This is a genomic window from Aphanizomenon sp. UHCC 0183 (assembly GCF_009712065.1).
In the GTDB taxonomy this organism is placed as follows: Bacteria; Cyanobacteriota; Cyanobacteriia; order Cyanobacteriales; family Nostocaceae; genus Dolichospermum; species Dolichospermum heterosporum.
Genome location: NZ_VILC01000022.1, coordinates 17,167 through 33,225, shown reverse-complemented (window position 1 = coordinate 33,225; position 16,059 = coordinate 17,167). Strand labels below are relative to the sequence as shown.

General features: G+C 37.9%; 16 protein-coding genes and 1 pseudogene. 5 read left to right on the top strand and 12 right to left on the bottom strand.

The genetic code is table 11. The features are described from left to right. Nucleotides 1-728: 728 nt before the first annotated feature. Entirely contained in the window at nt 729-1,415 is a 687-nt protein-coding gene (locus FJR37_RS10175; RefSeq protein WP_039202003.1) for a hypothetical protein, read from the top strand. Between the two features lie 145 nt (nt 1,416-1,560). Here the strand turns inward: FJR37_RS10175 and FJR37_RS10170 are convergent, their stop codons facing one another. Next, the gene (locus FJR37_RS10170; RefSeq protein ID WP_168465948.1) at nt 1,561-4,767 is read right to left on the bottom strand and encodes a glycoside hydrolase family 15 protein; all 3,207 of its coding nucleotides are present in this window, start codon (nt 4,765-4,767) and stop codon (nt 1,561-1,563) included. Between the two features lie 35 nt (nt 4,768-4,802). Here FJR37_RS10170 and FJR37_RS10165 point away from each other — a divergent pair, with 35 nt between their 5' ends. The 4 genes and pseudogenes from FJR37_RS10165 to FJR37_RS10150 form a co-directional block, all read left to right on the top strand. Beyond that, nucleotides 4,803-4,967, top strand: a complete 165-nt coding sequence (locus FJR37_RS10165) for a hypothetical protein (protein WP_217355232.1) — start codon at nt 4,803-4,805, stop codon at nt 4,965-4,967. An 8-nt stretch (nt 4,968-4,975) separates the two neighbouring features. Further along, nucleotides 4,976-5,569, top strand: a complete 594-nt coding sequence (locus FJR37_RS10160; protein WP_217355231.1) for an RNA-guided endonuclease TnpB family protein — start codon at nt 4,976-4,978, stop codon at nt 5,567-5,569. 5 nt (nt 5,570-5,574) lie between these two features. Continuing rightward, nucleotides 5,575-6,039: a DUF4351 domain-containing protein gene (locus tag FJR37_RS27690; RefSeq protein WP_371416115.1), complete on the top strand. Its 465-nt coding sequence runs from the start codon at nt 5,575-5,577 to the stop codon at nt 6,037-6,039. 578 nt (nt 6,040-6,617) lie between these two features. Beyond that, nucleotides 6,618-6,788 (top strand): annotated as a pseudogene (locus tag FJR37_RS10150) (LuxR C-terminal-related transcriptional regulator); the annotation flags it as partial. Here the strand turns inward: FJR37_RS10150 and FJR37_RS10145 are convergent. From FJR37_RS10145 to FJR37_RS10095, 11 genes are all read right to left on the bottom strand, one after another. Beyond that, nucleotides 6,780-6,971, bottom strand: coding sequence for a type II toxin-antitoxin system VapC family toxin (locus FJR37_RS10145; protein WP_168465946.1), 192 nt, complete (start codon nt 6,969-6,971; stop codon nt 6,780-6,782). The pseudogene FJR37_RS10150 and the gene FJR37_RS10145 sit on opposite strands and share 9 nt — an antisense overlap. Before the next feature lie 84 nt (nt 6,972-7,055). Beyond that, the gene (locus FJR37_RS26950; RefSeq protein WP_371416114.1) at nt 7,056-7,229 is read right to left on the bottom strand and encodes a Uma2 family endonuclease; all 174 of its coding nucleotides are present in this window, start codon (nt 7,227-7,229) and stop codon (nt 7,056-7,058) included. Between the two features lie 188 nt (nt 7,230-7,417). Beyond that, nucleotides 7,418-8,866 carry a Ni/Fe hydrogenase subunit alpha gene (locus FJR37_RS10135; RefSeq protein ID WP_168465944.1) on the bottom strand — a complete coding sequence of 483 codons (1,449 nt, stop codon included), beginning with the start codon at nt 8,864-8,866 and terminating at the stop codon, nt 7,418-7,420. 152 nt (nt 8,867-9,018) lie between these two features. After that, the gene (locus FJR37_RS10130) at nt 9,019-9,633 is read right to left on the bottom strand and encodes a CP12 domain-containing protein (RefSeq protein ID WP_015079812.1); all 615 of its coding nucleotides are present in this window, start codon (nt 9,631-9,633) and stop codon (nt 9,019-9,021) included. A 157-nt stretch (nt 9,634-9,790) separates the two neighbouring features. Next, nucleotides 9,791-10,336, bottom strand: coding sequence for an oxidoreductase (locus tag FJR37_RS10125; protein WP_039202006.1), 546 nt, complete (start codon nt 10,334-10,336; stop codon nt 9,791-9,793). A 12-nt stretch (nt 10,337-10,348) separates the two neighbouring features. Further along, nucleotides 10,349-10,870, bottom strand: coding sequence for a DUF3122 domain-containing protein (locus FJR37_RS10120; protein WP_027404527.1), 522 nt, complete (start codon nt 10,868-10,870; stop codon nt 10,349-10,351). Nucleotides 10,871-10,905: 35 nt separating this feature from the next. After that, on the bottom strand, nt 10,906-11,622 hold the full coding sequence (gene hoxU / locus FJR37_RS10115) for a bidirectional hydrogenase complex protein HoxU (protein ID WP_168465943.1): 717 nt from the start codon (nt 11,620-11,622) through the stop codon (nt 10,906-10,908). Between the two features lie 81 nt (nt 11,623-11,703). Continuing rightward, on the bottom strand, nt 11,704-13,314 hold the full coding sequence (locus FJR37_RS10110) for a NuoF family protein (protein ID WP_168465941.1): 1,611 nt from the start codon (nt 13,312-13,314) through the stop codon (nt 11,704-11,706). Then, nucleotides 13,301-13,813 (bottom strand): bidirectional hydrogenase complex protein HoxE, encoded by a 513-nt coding sequence (hoxE, locus tag FJR37_RS10105; protein ID WP_168465939.1) that lies wholly within the window; start codon nt 13,811-13,813, stop codon nt 13,301-13,303. Before hoxE ends, FJR37_RS10110 begins: the two co-directional genes overlap by 14 nt. Nucleotides 13,814-14,050: 237 nt before the next feature. Continuing rightward, nucleotides 14,051-14,581 carry a universal stress protein gene (locus tag FJR37_RS10100; RefSeq protein WP_039202011.1) on the bottom strand — a complete coding sequence of 177 codons (531 nt, stop codon included), beginning with the start codon at nt 14,579-14,581 and terminating at the stop codon, nt 14,051-14,053. 283 nt (nt 14,582-14,864) lie between these two features. Beyond that, nucleotides 14,865-15,986, bottom strand: coding sequence for a sensor histidine kinase KdpD (locus FJR37_RS10095; RefSeq protein WP_168465938.1), 1,122 nt, complete (start codon nt 15,984-15,986; stop codon nt 14,865-14,867). Between the last annotated feature and the right edge of the window lie 73 nt (nt 15,987-16,059).

Here is a 16,059-nt window from a genome sequence, read left to right as displayed (position 1 = left end):
CTGGGAATCAGATGACTTGATTTCTTTGCGGGATAGATGTTTTACGTTAAGTTGACACCATTACCCCGCCCTCAATTATACTTAGCCTTAGCCCCCTCATCGCTTGCGGGGAGGGGGTTGGGGGTGGGGTTCTTTTACCTCATAACACCGGAAAGTGCTGTATTGCATCAAGCGTCATCACCGCCATAGCAAAAGTTAATTAAACTTTCATCTGTACTTGATGTGAACTTTATTTTTCCTATGTTAGACTTGCCTAAGTTCTAGAAACTCAACACCCAGTATTTTTTAGGGTAATCACATAGAACAGGTTTTCAGGGATTTTGATGAATTTTATCCATCTAGGATAACTCAATCTTCAAGCAAATCATCAGTAATCATTTGTCTGTCGCCATCAAGCACAACAATTACAAAAATAATCCGGGATGTCAATTTACTTGGCTCAATTAATTTGAATTGGGCTAACTTTATATAAGTAGTGAGACAGAATTAATTACACAATTTCATTGTGTAAGCGTTGCGTGGCGTTAGCCATATGGAACGAAGTGAAATGAAGCAATTCCAAGGGTTGTGATTGCTTCCCTTCGCTCGCAATGACTGTAAATATTTTTGTCCAATTACTTAGCTTGATTGTAGTTTTGCTGATGAATATTTGTAGCATCCTAACTGGGTACGTCTTTTATCCAACATATCAAAAATATCTTTTCCCAACTATTGAGGTTGATTAATTCATGGTTAATAGTATTAGACAAACCGTTCGGGGGATAGTTTTTACAAATCGCCACTTAGCAAGACTCTACTATTTTTTAAGTTTTTCTCGCCCAGTCTTACCACAATGGGTTGGTGCTGATTACTACCGCGAAAAATCATCTTGGGGATTACAACCAGAACGTTGTCCATGTGATCTTGAATTAGTTGAATACTTACAAAAGCATAATATCCAAGATCAAACTATCTTTCATTTTGGAACAGGTTCTCATCATATTCTAGGATTGGCAAATCAGAAATTTTCTCAACCCAATGAAATTATTGGGATTACCGCTTCTGCACCCGAACATCAAGAATATATCCGATTATCTCTTAAAGATCGTCTACTGTTCAAGTATTACAAAGTTCTCTGTACAGATATATACACTTTGACAGACCGTTCTTTACCCATGCTCGATGTAATTTCTCTGTTTCATCTCGGCGAATTTTATATGCCTGAAGAAGCACCTTTTTTGCATCATAATGAAGAATCTCTTCTAGGGATGTTTCTGAGTAAACTCAATCCCAATGGCAAAATTCTCTTCTATACAAAATCAATTGGTTGGGGTCATGCTCAACCAATAATTGAATCATTTGTAAAACAGGGAAAAATGCACAAAATTGAAGAATACAAGAACTTATTGGTGTATGCCAAATGTAGTCTAAACTGATCCAGATAGCAATAAGCAGTGAACACTGTTCACTGTTCACTGTTTACTGTTTACTGTTTACTGTTCCCTGTTCCCTGTTCACTGTTCACTGTTCCCTGTTCCCTGTTCCCTGTTTTACATGAAAGGTGCTGGAAAAGCCTTGAGTTTAAACATCTTCAACAAACTCCGTTAAGAACCTAAACGCCTTCAAAATATAATTGGCGCAATCTTGGGGAGAGCTATTATAAAATGATGGCCATGCACTGGCTTTATCTTCATCATAATAATTGCTCCTATGGGGATGATTTTCCAACCACGCTAACCGGACTGCGTGACCGATTAACACATCTAAAACTATATATTCCTCAATTTGCAACTTAGGGTTATTAGCCACGATTGCAGCCAATTCCATCAAGGCTTCTACATTAACTTGGCGATATTCTGGAGCTTCAATTTTATTCAGCAAATGTTCAACTAATAAAGCAAAATTTCTTTCTCCTGCTGTCATTTCCGAAAGCATAATTTCACTTTCTAACCGATTCCGTCGTTCCAATTTATCGCCAATAACTAAACCTTTGCAATGCTGCATTAATAGCCAAACTTGTTTAAAAAAGTCTTTAGGTACGCGATTTAATGCCCCTTCTGCTTGACGAAATCTCCGCCAACCATCAGGAGGAACTTCTGCTTCTTCACTAATTACAGGTAGGACAACCCAAGCAATGTCACTTTCTTTTTGTTTAACGTGCAATGATTCCTGTTGACGTAATAAACTACTCACCCCACTATATCCAGTTAACACTTGACGCAACCGCATTTTTACTTCAAAAGGTGATAGCTGCATTAATCTTTCATAAGCTTCATCTTGGGTGAGGATAAATTCTCTGGCTATGTCGCTAGTAATCAAAAGAATCAAATAACCAACCCTTAATGTGAGAAATCCACGAAATAATTCTGGTTCTGATTTGATTAACACACCAAGATAAATGAGAATTTCTTGGGTTAAAACTCTATCTCGTATATCCTCACGACAGAAGTTATTAATTTTCTCAGTAATCTCACTTCCAGATATAGGAACAACTATCAAAGAAGCCTGACTATAAGCCCTCCCAACTGCAATTTGCTTACCTTGAACCAAAATACTCGTTATCGCGTCTGATAAGCCAATATCGAGCATTTGGCGTAAACCCGCAGCCCGTCGCACCACCGCCCACAAACCTAAATCCCCGGCTTTAGTATAAACTTCATCAAGTAAATCGGCTACAGTGACAGCATGGGTAGGACCCGCATAGCCTGTATCAAATTCTAAACCCTGTAACCGAGTTAAAGTTTGCAGTAATTCAATTTGCTCATAAATGTTTTCTGATGAGCGCAGATATTTTAATAATAAATCTAAGTTAGTTTCACATTCCATTTGGAATTCTTGGGTATGTCCCAAAGACCAACTTTTTTCTAAATGAGAAGTCAGGTAATAACAACGGATTCCCCGATTTGCAACTGATGATTGAGAGAATTGTGCATCTGACAAAAAATCAATTCTTTGAATTGCTGCTGTCAGCATTAATTGATTGAGTTTTCCTAATTTTACATGGACTCCGTTACAAATACCATCTTTGAGTTCTTGCATTAATTCTAATAATGCTTCAGAACCAGTTTCTAGCATAGTTCGAGTAATCATTAAAGTCAAAGTCGGACGACCTAAATCACTCCAATATTTTTGAATATAAGCCAATTCACCTCTAATTTGATCTACTAAAAAATGATAATCAAGAGTTAAATAAAACTGTTGAGAATCTAGGAATGATGGTAAAAAGACAACTGTTTGCTCTCGAATCCGAAAGAATCTTGATATTGTTAAACTTCTCAGTCTTCGCAAAGGACGACCCGTTAAACCCAATTGATCATTTCTGCCAATTTGCGTATAAATTTGGGAAAGTTCTTCGGATTTTCTAATTTGAATTGGTGCAACTTGGGTAGGAGTTTGAGTTTCAATTCCATATACTTCTAATTGCGTTTGTAGAGCTTCATCTTCTGCTATTAAAGCAATTTGAACTAAAGCACTGCGCTGTTTTCCGACATTTAAATGTCTTCCCAAAGGATCAATATCTCCCAATGAGATTAAGCCTTCGCTTAACATTTCGCCCAAATAATATAAGCTTTGCGCCCAAACTAAAGGAATATTTTCATTTGGTAATCTTAACTGAGACTGAGGATTTAATTTCTCAGCTTCTATATTTTCTTCAGGAACATAATAAATTTCTGGTAATAGCTGTAACCCATTTTGTTCTACCAACAATAATTGTAGAAGTTGCTGATATTTCTCAACTTGTGCTTGTTCACCGCGAAATAAACCATCAAGAACTAAATAAGTAAAAAACAATGGCCATTCACATTCAATATGTTCAAATTGTTTAAGTTCACCAGGTTCATAGTGGAGGCGTTCGGTGTCTTCTAAAACGGTTTGATGTCCATCTCGCAAAAACCGTTTACAACCATATTTTCCCTCAAGTTTATTAATAATTTCATTCAAGGTGCGTTCTCGTAACTGCTCATCTTTCACCGCAAAAGCAGGATAACTAATAATACTTAATAACGCCGCATCAATTTCTTTAGAACCTGATTCTCTAGGTAATAATGATTCTAAAGTAATTCTGGCTCTAGCAATTTCATCTGGTAACACATGAATTACTGATGCTTGACTACCATGAACACCAAATAAGTTTAATCCATTTATAGATTCTAAAGCGGCTTTAGCCATTCCCAAAGAACTAGCGTTTAATTCTGCACTACCATGATTAATTTTATTCCCCCGTTCCCAAATACCAAAATCCGGTGTTCTGTAAGCTCGACCAATATAATAAACTAGGTTTTGGACAAAGTTCACTTCATCCAATGTAAAAATAATTGATAATCCGCTGGCGGTCATTTGTGCCAACATTAATAAAAAGATAGATGTCGCGTCAAGTTGCAAATGTCCCCATTCATCATCACCGACAACAATATCACCCGTGGCTGTATTGTATTTGGCGTGAAGTCCATCTAATAAAGATTGTGTATGTTTAAATTTTTCAACTTTATGAGATTGTCGCATCATGGCAAACAATAAGCCACGCATTAATTTGACTACGCTATGTTCAAGTTCATAAGTTCGACCATGATCATGATCTAATTTGCGATAGGCTAGGGCTAAACCCCAAACTGCTAAAATACTATACACATTATCTCGCACCCAGGCATCTGTATAATCTCCATGAGCAGTAATAGCGGTACTCGCTGGTAATAAACCAGTAATCGGGTTTTGACGCGCTAAAATAATTGTCTTGATTTGCTGATAGTAAAAATCTAGGGAAGTTGGGGATGTGGTAGATGTATTCATTATGCCGCTTTTACAGTGTGAGTTTGGAGATAGGGATGCGAAATATTTGGGCGTTTACTTGGGGTGCTTTGGTGGGGGTTCTTGGCGGGTTAATCGGTTTGGGGGGTGCAGAGTTTCGGTTGCCTGTACTAATTAGCATTTTTAATTATCGCACTCTTCCGGCAATTATTATCAATCTACTTTCAATCAAGCAGGTTTAATACCTTTCTTGATAAATGGCAGACCGTTAAAATCCATTAATCATTTCTTTAACAAGAAGAAGGCTGAATTACAGGCTATTCTCAAAAATCAGACATCAAAAAGATTACAGAATCTTTGTACAAAACGCAATTTGAAGGTTGATGACTACTTGCATAAAGCCAGCAGATATTTAATCAATAAGTTGATTGAATTAAATATAGGTACTTTGGTAATTGGCAAAAATGAAGGTTGGAAACAAGAATTGAATATAGGTTCTCAAAATAACCAAAATTTTACTCAAATACCACATACCAGATTTATGGAACAGTTGACCTATAAAGCAAAATTAGCGGGGATATCTGTAATTATCACCGAAGAAAGTTATACATCTAAATCTAGTTTTTTAGATCAAGATGTACTCCCCAAATATAAAAAAGGGGAAAAATATTCTTTTAGTGGTAACAGAATTAAACGTGGTCTATATAAATCTGCTGAAGGTGTTTTAATCAATGCAGATGTAAACGGATCATTAAATATTCTCAGGAAAGCAATCCCTAATGCTTTTGCAGATGGGATACAGGGGATTGTAGTTTCCCCAGTAAAGGTAACACTTTCAAAGTAAAAGATATTTGTCTATATTTTTTACAACTATTGACAACTCTAAAACAAAACAAAGCCCCAGCAGCAGCGCGATATTTAATCAGTCGTTGTCAGCAGGAGTTACCAGAACCAACAGCTAGACGTGGCATAATGGAAATAATTACCACGATTATTTCTTATCGGTTTACTCGTTTAAGTCGTGTGGAGATAGAAGCAATGTTAGGCATAAGTTTTCAGCAAACTCGCTTGTATGAAGAACTCAGAGAAGAAGCGACCGAATTAGGTATGCAACAAGGTAAACAAGAGGGAGAAGTAAATCTGATCCTACGGTTGTTATCTAAAAGATTTGGGGAAATTCCTAGTCAGCTAAAAATGCAGATTGAGGAGTTATCTCTGGAACAATTGGAAGCTTTAACTGAAGTGTTTTTAGATTTTGCAAGTTTAGATAATTTAGTTGTTTGGTTGCAAAATTTAGAAGTTTCCCAGAAGTAAAAGCCAGAGATTACCCGCGAAATCTGTAGCAGTTGAATAATTTGTAATTTGTAGGGGTAAAGCACAATGCTAAACCCTATTTTTTCGTGAATAGAAAATATAGGAGACTTCCAAGAAATAAATTATCCTAAGAAACGAACCACAGAGGCACAGAGTACACAGAGAGAGAATTTCTGCATCAGTTTTGGGACATTTTTTTATTTGGAAGTCTCTAGACAAATAATATGGTTCTACCGCTCCCCTTGTGATTAAATATCCCTTTTAGATGTCCGTAACCATTGCTATATATGGGTTTTGTCTAAATTAATAGCGATTTCTACGGAGCGCTTTGCTATCGCACTTGACAATTAAGACAGTCGCTACAAGAGCGATAGCAAAGCGCTGCTGCAAGTAGGTCGCAATTTTAGTAAATTTTATAAATGCCAAAGTAGTAAGGTAAAGTGTGTAAAACTCTTGTTGACATGGCATGGCTTCGCTTAGAGCGATAGCTTGGCGCACCGAATATGGTAATAGTGGCTAAGATTCCCATTTTCAAACAAATACCCATAAATAAGGTGCTACAAGATCGGGCGATCGCACTATTCGCAGCGGGGAAAACTAATCAAGAAATTGCCCTTGCACTTTATATTACACTGGGAACGGTTAGGGTACACGTCCATGCTATCTTACAAAAGTTAGAAGTGAGCGATCGCTCTCAGGCTGTTGTTGTCGCTTTGCAAAAACGGTTGATTAAAAATGATTTAATTTAATTCCTCTTGTAACCAATCTTCCAATTGCAATTCTTTTATTCTTAATAAATCAGAATCATGGGAAACTACAATTAAATTGTGAATAATAGCCGTAGCTGCTATAAATATATCTGCATCTTGAATTGGTAAACCTCTTTGTTTTAAATCAGCATAGATTTCTGACGTTTTCTGAAAAATTGCCATATCAATTTCAAACAGATGAATGGTGCAAAAAGGAAAATGTCAGATGGTATGGGATGACTTAAAAAATAATCATCAGGTGTATTTTTAATTAACAATTGTTAAATCTGGTTCTGGTTCGCTATCATTAATAATAATAGGTTCTTGTCCGCGGATAGTAGCCTTTTCTTCCAGTAACTTGAATAATTCTCTATATAAACGAGTATTACAAACAGAATGTGCTTTACCTTTTGCAGCCATTTTGATAATTTCACCTTTAATTAATTCAACTCTGTCATCTTCTGTGAAGAAATCAAGGTCTGCTAGACGGTGATATTCAGTTATGGTAAAGTGTTTAGCAGTAGTAAGAGTTATAAAATTTGGGTAATATGAGTTTAGCTTAAATTATATCATAAAAATACAAGATCCCCAGATCCCCGACTTCTTCAATAAGTCGGGGATCTAAATACTTAATTACGGCAAATTTGATTAACTACAGCACCATTGTTATTTACTATTTCTATTAATAAAGGCATTTGTCCCATTGCATGAGTTGAACAACTCAAGCAAGGATCAAAAGCCCTAATTCCGGCTTCGACACGGTTTAACATTCCTTCTTTTATGTTATCACCTTGGATAAAATGACGGGCAATTTGGGCAACTGTCCGATTCATTGCTAAGTTATTTTGACCCGTGGCAATAATCAAATTTACCTTTAACATTAAACCATTTTCATCAACTTGATAATGATGAAATAATGTCCCTCTTGGGGCTTCACTAACACCAACTGCCTCTAGGCAATTAATACCAGCTTCAGCACAGAGACGATTTGATAAAATATCTGGGTCATCAAGGATAATCTCTATATGTTCAATTGATGCTAAAATTTCAATTAACCGCGCATAATGATAGAAAAATGATGATTTAACAGTTCCGGTTCCATAACTACGAAATTCTTTTAATTCTGTGTCTGCTAAAGGTGTGCCAATCTGACTACAAATATTTAATCTAGCTAATGGTCCGACGCGATACATTCCACTATCTAAACGACAATGATCTGTGGTATCAGGATAACCTAAAGGAAGATAATAAGGTGATTTTAAATAAGAATCTGCTTGGACTGCTTCACCAATAAATTCATGATAGTTAGCAGCATCAAGATTATCAGCAACAATGTTTCCTCCACTATCAACAAATCGGATATGTCCATCATAAGTTTCCCATAAACCTTCAGAACTGACTAAACCCATGAATAAACTCGGAAAATTACCAAAGGTTTTTGCTTCTTTCTCATAAGTTTTTAATAGGGTTTTAAATAAAGCTATGGCACTAATTACAGTGGCTTTGGCTTCAGGAATTTTTTGCTGAATGTGGGTGCGATTTTCTGTGGTTAAAGGGTCACGAACTCCACCAGGAATAGCCCAGGAAGGATGAATTTTTTTTCCTCCTAATAATTCAATGATTTCTTGTCCAAATTGCCGTAAACGGATTCCACCTCTGGCTAATTCCGGTTCAGCGGCAATTAAACCAAAGATATTGCGGTTTTCGGGTTCGCTATCCATGCCCAATAATAGGTCTGGTGCGCTGAGGTGAAAGAAGCTGAGGGCATGAGATTGGATGATTTGCCCTAAATTCATCAAACGGCGTAATTGGGTGGCTGTTTTGGGGATTGTGACGGCTAATATTTTATCCCCTGTTTTGGCTGATGCTAATAAGTGACTGACTGGACAAATACCGCAAATTCTCGCCGTAATTCCTGGCATTTCTGGAAATGGACGACCGACACAAAATTTTTCAAACCCACGAAATTCTGTAACATGAAATCGAGCATCATTTACTTGACCTTCATCATCTAAATAAATGCTAATTTTCGCGTGTCCTTCAATGCGAGTAACGGGGTCAATAACAATTGTTTTCATAATTAATCGTTGATTGGTAATTAGATAAAATTGTAGGTTGGGTTGACGTAAGGAAACCCAACATTTCCGCAACATTATCAAAGATTTTGTTGGGTTATGCCTACGGCTCCCGTAAGGGATACACTTTGTTCTACCCAACCTACGGATATTAATTACAAATCATAAATTCTAGATTCTGCTAATTCTGGATATTCATCACAGTAATCTTCAAAGGCAGTTTTGAGAGGTTTTTCAGAGAGTTGGTGGGCAATTTCCGCTTGAATTTCTTCTACCACATCCCAAGCTGCTGCACATTCTGTGGAATTAATGCCTTTTTCTGCACAAACAATTCGAGCTTTTTTAATTTCATCTTGTAATTCTTGTTCTAATAAAAATGAGCGCGGTTGTTCTAAACAACTACTTCTGGCTAAGATGTCAGTAAGTGAGATTATTCCTAATAATTTACCACTAATTACAGGCGCACGGCGGAGATGATGATTAGCAAATAATCTGGCTACATATTCTAAACCCAATTCTGGATTAACGACAATACAAGGTTTAGTCATAATTTCATAAACACGGATTTTATTTGGATCTTTGCTATAGGAAATTACCTTATAAACAATGTCGCTTTCTGTGATAATTCCATAAGCATCTTGTTCATGACGACGATCTACAATTAATGCTCTCCAATCTCTTGCTTTCATTAAATCAACTGCTTCTTTGACTGTGGCTGAACTGCGAATCATTGCCACATCTTTAGTCATTACATCTGCTGCTGTTAACATAAGTCACCTCAGAAAAAATAGGAGTCAGGAGTCAGGAGGAAGAAAGAAGATATAGCGGTTATCTGTTGAGTTAAATATAAGAACCCCGCCCCCAACCCCCTCCCCGCAAGCAAGGAGGGGGCTATAATGTATGTATTTATTTGGTTATAATTACTAATTAACCAAATTTAATCATTTCTCTGCCGACAATTTGCGGTTTTTCTCCTTTTAATAGTGGTTCAAGTGCGGCACGAATCCGATGTGCTGAAGGGGGACAACCGGGTAAATAAATATCAACTGGTACTACCTTATGCACAGGGACAACTGTATCTAGTAAAGGGGGAACAATTCCTGGGGAATTGGGAATTTGTTGATTAATATCTGCTTCTTGAATATAAGCTAATTGTAGGGCTGGTTCAGCACCACCTGCAAGATTACGTAAAGCGGTAACATTACCAGTAACAGCACAATCACCAAAGGAAATTATTGTTTTAGTCCGGTTTCTAATTTTGTGAATTAATTCTAAATGTTCTTCATTAGCGATCGCACCTTCAACTAATACGATATCTACACCTTCGGGATATTCTTTAATATCAGCAAAGGGACTATAAACTATATCTACTTGTGCGGCTAAATATATTAACCATTCGTCCAAATCGAGAAAAGACATATGACAACCAGAACACCCACCTAACCAAACTGTTGCTAATTTGATTTTAGTCATTTTTTCACCTTTTCAGTTTTCAGTGGAAATTAATGATTGCCATTCTTTGACAACATGAATCGGAACTGCGATATTAATGAAGTTTGTACTGGGAAGGGGTATAGATAAAGTTAAAGATTCTGGAGGTAATTGAGGTAAGATTTCTGTTAAATCATATTGACCAACAGTTGGTGCTGGGGCTGCATCTAAAAATATATCATTAGCATTCCAGAGTTTACCTGTATTGGTAGTAATTCTTAATGGTTGAGGGTGAATTAATTCCGCAGAACCAGGAAAGCCAACTAGACGAAGATTGATATTAGATGGTTGATCTAAATACACTTGTTTAAATAATACAACTTGCCAGACTTTTCCTGATTGATCATCTAATTTCACTTGTGAACGGTAAATAATTTCTTCGGGAGGATTTCCTATCTGAGTAACAGCAGCAATTACTTTTGCAGATGATAGATTTGCTAAACCAAGGAATATAAATGTTGTCAATATCCCTACTAATAGAATTCGCTTAAATATTTGTTGAATATGCAGTAACATGAGATTTCATTTTAAATTATGCTAATGACTAATGACTAAAAATTCCATTGTTTTTTCTGTCGTGCAGTTACTAAAAATTCAATTTTGCCCCGATCATGTTTCATTTCACCAACACTTGCACCCTTATTAAATAACGCTCCTGTGGGACAGGCATTCACACATTTACCGCAGGAAGTACAGGTTTGGGAAGTTCCCCAAGGTTGATTTAAATCAGTAATTACATGAGATTTTGAGCCTCTTCCTGCCATATCCCAAGTATGTGCGCCTTCAATTTCATCACAGACACGAATACAGCGAGTGCAAAGCACACAACGATTATGATCTATGCCAAAAAGATGATGGGAAGTGTCAACAGTTCGCTGAGGATTTTGATATTCTAAGCGGAGATGATCCATGCCCATTTCTATGGCTAAATCTTGTAATTCACAGTTACCATTAGCAACACAAATGGAACAAATGTGATTACCTTCAGCAAATAACATTTCTACAATTGTCCGCCGGTATTTTTGTAAGCGATCGCTATTTGTATTCACCTCCATTCCTTCTGTAACTTTAGTCACGCAAGCAGGTTGTAATTTATTACTTCCTGCAATTTCCACTAAACATAAACGACAAGCACCAATATCACCCACACCTTCTAAATGGCATAATTTAGGAATATGAATACTAGCTTCCCGCGCTGCTTCTAGTAATGTTTCATCCTCACGAGCGCTAATCAATTCCCCATTTATTGTTAAAGTTTTTACAGTCATAGTAATTTGGTAATGGGTAATGGGTAATGGGTAATTGGTAATTCTTAATCCTGAAAATCCTTTAATCCTGGAAATCCTGATTCAGACAGTTTCCCTGACTAATTCCAAATATTCATCTCGAAAATATTGCAAAGTGCTAAAAACTGGATTTGGTGCAGACTGTCCTAAACCACATAAACTGGTGTGTTTTACCATGTCGCAAAGTTCCTCCAATAAATCCAAGTCAGCTAGTGAACCTTTTCCTTGACTAATCTTTGTTAATAAACCGTGTAATTGCACAGTTCCCACACGACAAGGAATGCACTTACCGCAAGATTCATCCATGCAGAATTCCATGAAAAAGCGGGCGACATCTACCATATTTGTAGTTTTATCCATGACAATCATTCCCCCCGAACCCATCATTGAACCCAAGGCGGTTAAAGATTCATAATCCACAGGTGTAGCAAAAGCCGACGCAGGAATACATCCCCCTGATGGTCCGCCGGTTTGTACTGCTTTAGCTATACCATTGTCGGGAACACCTCCTCCCATTTCCTCAACAATTACTTGTAAAGATGTTCCCATTGGGACTTCTATTAAACCCGTATTGCGGATTTTTCCAGCTAACGCAAATACCTTTGTGCCTTTGCTTTTACCAATGCCGATATTAGCAAACCAATCAGCACCTTTACGAATAATCGGCGCAATATTGGCAAAGGTTTCCACATTATTAATTAACGTCGGATAGCCCCATAAACCCGACTCAGCCGGGTATGGGGGACGGGGATGAGGGACACCACGTTTACCTTCAATTGAAGCCATTAACGCCGTTTCTTCACCGCAGACATAAGCACCCGCACCGATACGGATTTCTACTTTAAAATCAAAGGGAGAATCAAAGATTTGTGAACCCAAAAGCCCTAAGTGTTGGGCTTGATGAATTGCCGTTTCCAGGCGTTTGATAGCAATGGGATATTCTGCCCTAACATAAATATAGCCTTGATTTGCACCAATGGAGTAGGCAGCGATCGCCATCCCTTCCAAAACCCGATGGGGATCACTTTCTAATACACTTCTATCCATGAATGCACCAGGATCACCTTCATCAGCATTGCAAATTACAAACTTCTTCTCAGCCTTTGATTTTGCTACCGTTCCCCATTTTAAACCTGTGGGATAACCAGCACCACCGCGCCCCCTTAAACCGCTTTTAGTAATAGTTTCCACTACCTGACTGGGTTTCATTTCCCGCAGCACTTGGTAAAGGGCTTGATAACCATCAGCCGCAATGTAAGCTTGAATGCGTTCGGGGTCAATTTTACCACTATTTTCTAGGACAATCGGTAATTGACGGCTGAAAAATGGCTCATTTAAATCACCCTCCTGTAAATTTGTGACTTCTCCATTTACCCCCGCCATAATTGCTGCTGCATTTTCTGGGGTAACTTTTTGATACAATTTTGATGCGGGCGGATTTTCCCGGTTTTCCACCTGTACCAATGGTCCATAACAGCATAGACGCATACAGCCCACACCAGAAACTTGGACAGTATCTTGTAAACCCGTAGCTTTCACAGATGCTTCTAAATTATCTTTCACAGCTTGTGAATCAGAAGAGAGACAACCCGCAGCAGTACAACACCGAATCTGTACAGGTTTCCGTTGAGAAAGTTCCTTTTGGGCAATTTCTAATAATTCACTTAGTTCCATTTTGCCACCATTGTCCCACTTTTTCGCAAACTGATTCCGGGGTTTGATTACCTAAAATAGCACCATCAAACACTACCGCAGGGGCAATTCCACAAGCCCCCAAACATCTAGCCGTCATCAAAGAAATTTGACCATTTGCGGTAGTTTCTCCTGCGTGAATTTGCGTAAACTGTTCCACATTTGTTAAGATCGCCGTTGAGCCTTTGACATAACAAGCTGTACCCGTACAAACCACACAGTTATGAACCCCTTTCGGTGCTAGGGAAAACAAATGATAGAAAGTAGCCACCCCATAAACCCGACTAGGTGGTAACTTCAGACTATGGGAAATGTACAGCAATAAATCCAGTTCTAAATAACCAAATAATTCAGAAGCCCGATGCAGAATTTCAATAAGTGCATCTTGTTGATATTGATGACGCTTAATAGTTGCGTCTAATATCTTTAAACGCTTGTCTCCACTGGGATGAGTTAAAGAAGGTGGAACTGATGTTTTCATATTTTTCACAGACCAACTTTATTAGGACTTACGCAAGTGTCACACTAAAAATCTGTTGTCGGGTGCGTCAGATATCAACAATTTGTTTATTTGCAGGATTTATGCCTTCTGACGCACCCTACAAATGCTGCACAGAATCATCAAATCCCTGAATTCATCCCTCTTTATCTGTGTTTATCTGCGTTTATCTGCGGTTAATAATTCTGGAAATCTGATTCTATGCAGCCTCATCTAGCATTACTTACTAACCGTAGTAGCTGCTGAAGAAACATTTGCCGCTTGGGAACTCATAGGAATATGGACAATCTGCACTGAACAAGGTGCATGATGTAAAACATAATTACTCACACTACCGAGAAAAAATTCCGCTAGTCCAGAACGTCCCCGTCGTCCCATCATAATTAAGTCAGCATTCCAGTCAGTGGCTAATTCACAAATCCTTCGTCCTGGACTACCAGTATTTTGTGTAAATTCCGTATTAACACCAGATGCATTAGCTTGGGCGCTCCATGACTGTAACATTTGCCAACCTTCGTTTTTAAATTTTTCCCAATGCTCTTGGTATAATTTAAAACTTTGCTCATTCCAGCCGGGATAGTAGTCAATATTGGGGAACACCAGCGCCTCTGGACTACCTTCCTCTTCCTGTGATAAAACGTGCAGTAACATTAAATTCGCAGATGTGATCTTGGCTAAAGATAAAGCTTGCTCAAAAACTTTTATACTCATATCCGAGCGATCTACTGCGACTAAAATTTTCTTAAACATATATACCTCGATGTTAGTTTGCTAACTAATGATAATGAGTATATTCGGCTTTTTAGGTTAATGTTTGGTAAAAGTATCCTTAATATTCACTAACAATTGTACAGCAGAAGTCGAGAGTAGCAGCCTTATATGGCATAGTCTCGTAATTAAATTTTACACTTTGTCTAACTGGAATATCCTGGATTTATCGGTCAAAAATTTGGCAATTAAGGTTTCATATTTACACTATACAAGCCAGAAAAAAATTGCATCTTATCTAAGATAGATTAACAGATATTAAAATTTATTTCTCTGTAGCGATAATATGTAAATCTATGTGCTGATCTCTAATTAACTCCAGCAAGCGTTGTGTAAAAGAGCGTTTAAAAAATCTTTTCCATCGGGGTTGTTGACTTTCGCCGATGACTATTTGGGTGATATGATTAGTTGCGGCAACTTGGGCGATCGCCTGAGCGACATTGTTACTTTTAACATGAAGAAATTCACCACCAAATTCTCGGCATAGTTTCTCACAAGTATGAATATGTAAACTTTCTTCTTTAGTCAAAAACCGTTCAGGGTCAGCGATGAATACAGTATATAATTTAGCATTCATATAATTAGCAATTCGCGCCCCACGTCGTAATAATTGAATCGAATTTGGATAGGTAGATACACATATCAAAACTCGCTCATGGACAGTGCGAATTTGCCCAGGAGAGATGGAAGTATTTGCCTCTTCCTCAACTGTATCTGCGACTTCTCTTAATGCTAATTCTCGCAAAGCAATCAGGTTACGACGTTGAAAAAAGTTTTCTAAAGATTGCTCAATTTTATTAGCAGCATAAATTTTACCCTCCCGTAACCGTTCTTCTAAAGTTTCTGGAGTTACATCAATGACAACCACAGCATCAGCTTCATCCAGCAACCGATCTGGAATGCGTTCTCGGACGACGACACCCGTAATTCCGGCTACTAAATCATTCAAACTTTCTAAATGTTGAATATTCACAGTAGAGTAAACATCTATGCCGGCTGCTAAAATTAATTCTACATCTTGATAGCGTTTTTCTCTAGGTGAACCAGGAATATTTGTATGTGCTAATTCATCAACTAATACCAATTGGGGAGAGCGTTTTAAAATTGCCTCTGTGTCCATTTCTTGGAGGTTGATATTTTTATGAATATTGGCTTTTTTCGGAACTACTTCTAATCCTACAGCTTTTACAGCCGTGTCTTTGCGTCCATGAGTTTCGATAATGCCAATAACAACATCAATACCTTCTTGTTGCAGTTGATGTGCTTCCTCTAGCATTCTGTAAGTTTTGCCCACACCAGGAGCCATACCAATGAATATTTTATGCTTTCCGCGACGAGCAGGACGAATATAAGAACTGTCAGGGGAGGGTGTATGGGGGTAAGACATAATAACTAGTAGTCTGTCAATCCGAAAATGACGGGTGAAGGGGAGCGGGGGGAGCGGGGGAGGTAGGGGAGGT

Coding starts and splice junctions, on each gene's coding strand:
- FJR37_RS10130 (WP_015079812.1), bottom strand. CDS start 9,633: ATGTTAACAGCAGCAGATGTAATGACTAAAGATGTGGCAATGATTCGC.
- FJR37_RS10100 (WP_039202011.1), bottom strand. CDS start 14,581: ATGTTTAAGAAAATTTTAGTCGCAGTAGATCGCTCGGATATGAGTATA.
- FJR37_RS10095 (WP_168465938.1), bottom strand. CDS start 15,986: ATGTCTTACCCCCATACACCCTCCCCTGACAGTTCTTATATTCGTCCT.
- hoxE (WP_168465939.1), bottom strand. CDS start 13,813: ATGAAAACATCAGTTCCACCTTCTTTAACTCATCCCAGTGGAGACAAG.
- FJR37_RS10145 (WP_168465946.1), bottom strand. CDS start 6,971: ATGGCAATTTTTCAGAAAACGTCAGAAATCTATGCTGATTTAAAACAA.
- FJR37_RS10125 (WP_039202006.1), bottom strand. CDS start 10,336: ATGACTAAAATCAAATTAGCAACAGTTTGGTTAGGTGGGTGTTCTGGT.
- FJR37_RS10120 (WP_027404527.1), bottom strand. CDS start 10,870: ATGTTACTGCATATTCAACAAATATTTAAGCGAATTCTATTAGTAGGG.
- FJR37_RS10175 (WP_039202003.1), top strand. CDS start 729: ATGGTTAATAGTATTAGACAAACCGTTCGGGGGATAGTTTTTACAAAT.
- FJR37_RS10165 (WP_217355232.1), top strand. CDS start 4,803: ATGCGAAATATTTGGGCGTTTACTTGGGGTGCTTTGGTGGGGGTTCTT.
- FJR37_RS10110 (WP_168465941.1), bottom strand. CDS start 13,314: ATGGAACTAAGTGAATTATTAGAAATTGCCCAAAAGGAACTTTCTCAA.
- FJR37_RS10135 (WP_168465944.1), bottom strand. CDS start 8,866: ATGAAAACAATTGTTATTGACCCCGTTACTCGCATTGAAGGACACGCG.
- FJR37_RS10170 (WP_168465948.1), bottom strand. CDS start 4,767: ATGAATACATCTACCACATCCCCAACTTCCCTAGATTTTTACTATCAG.
- hoxU (WP_168465943.1), bottom strand. CDS start 11,622: ATGACTGTAAAAACTTTAACAATAAATGGGGAATTGATTAGCGCTCGT.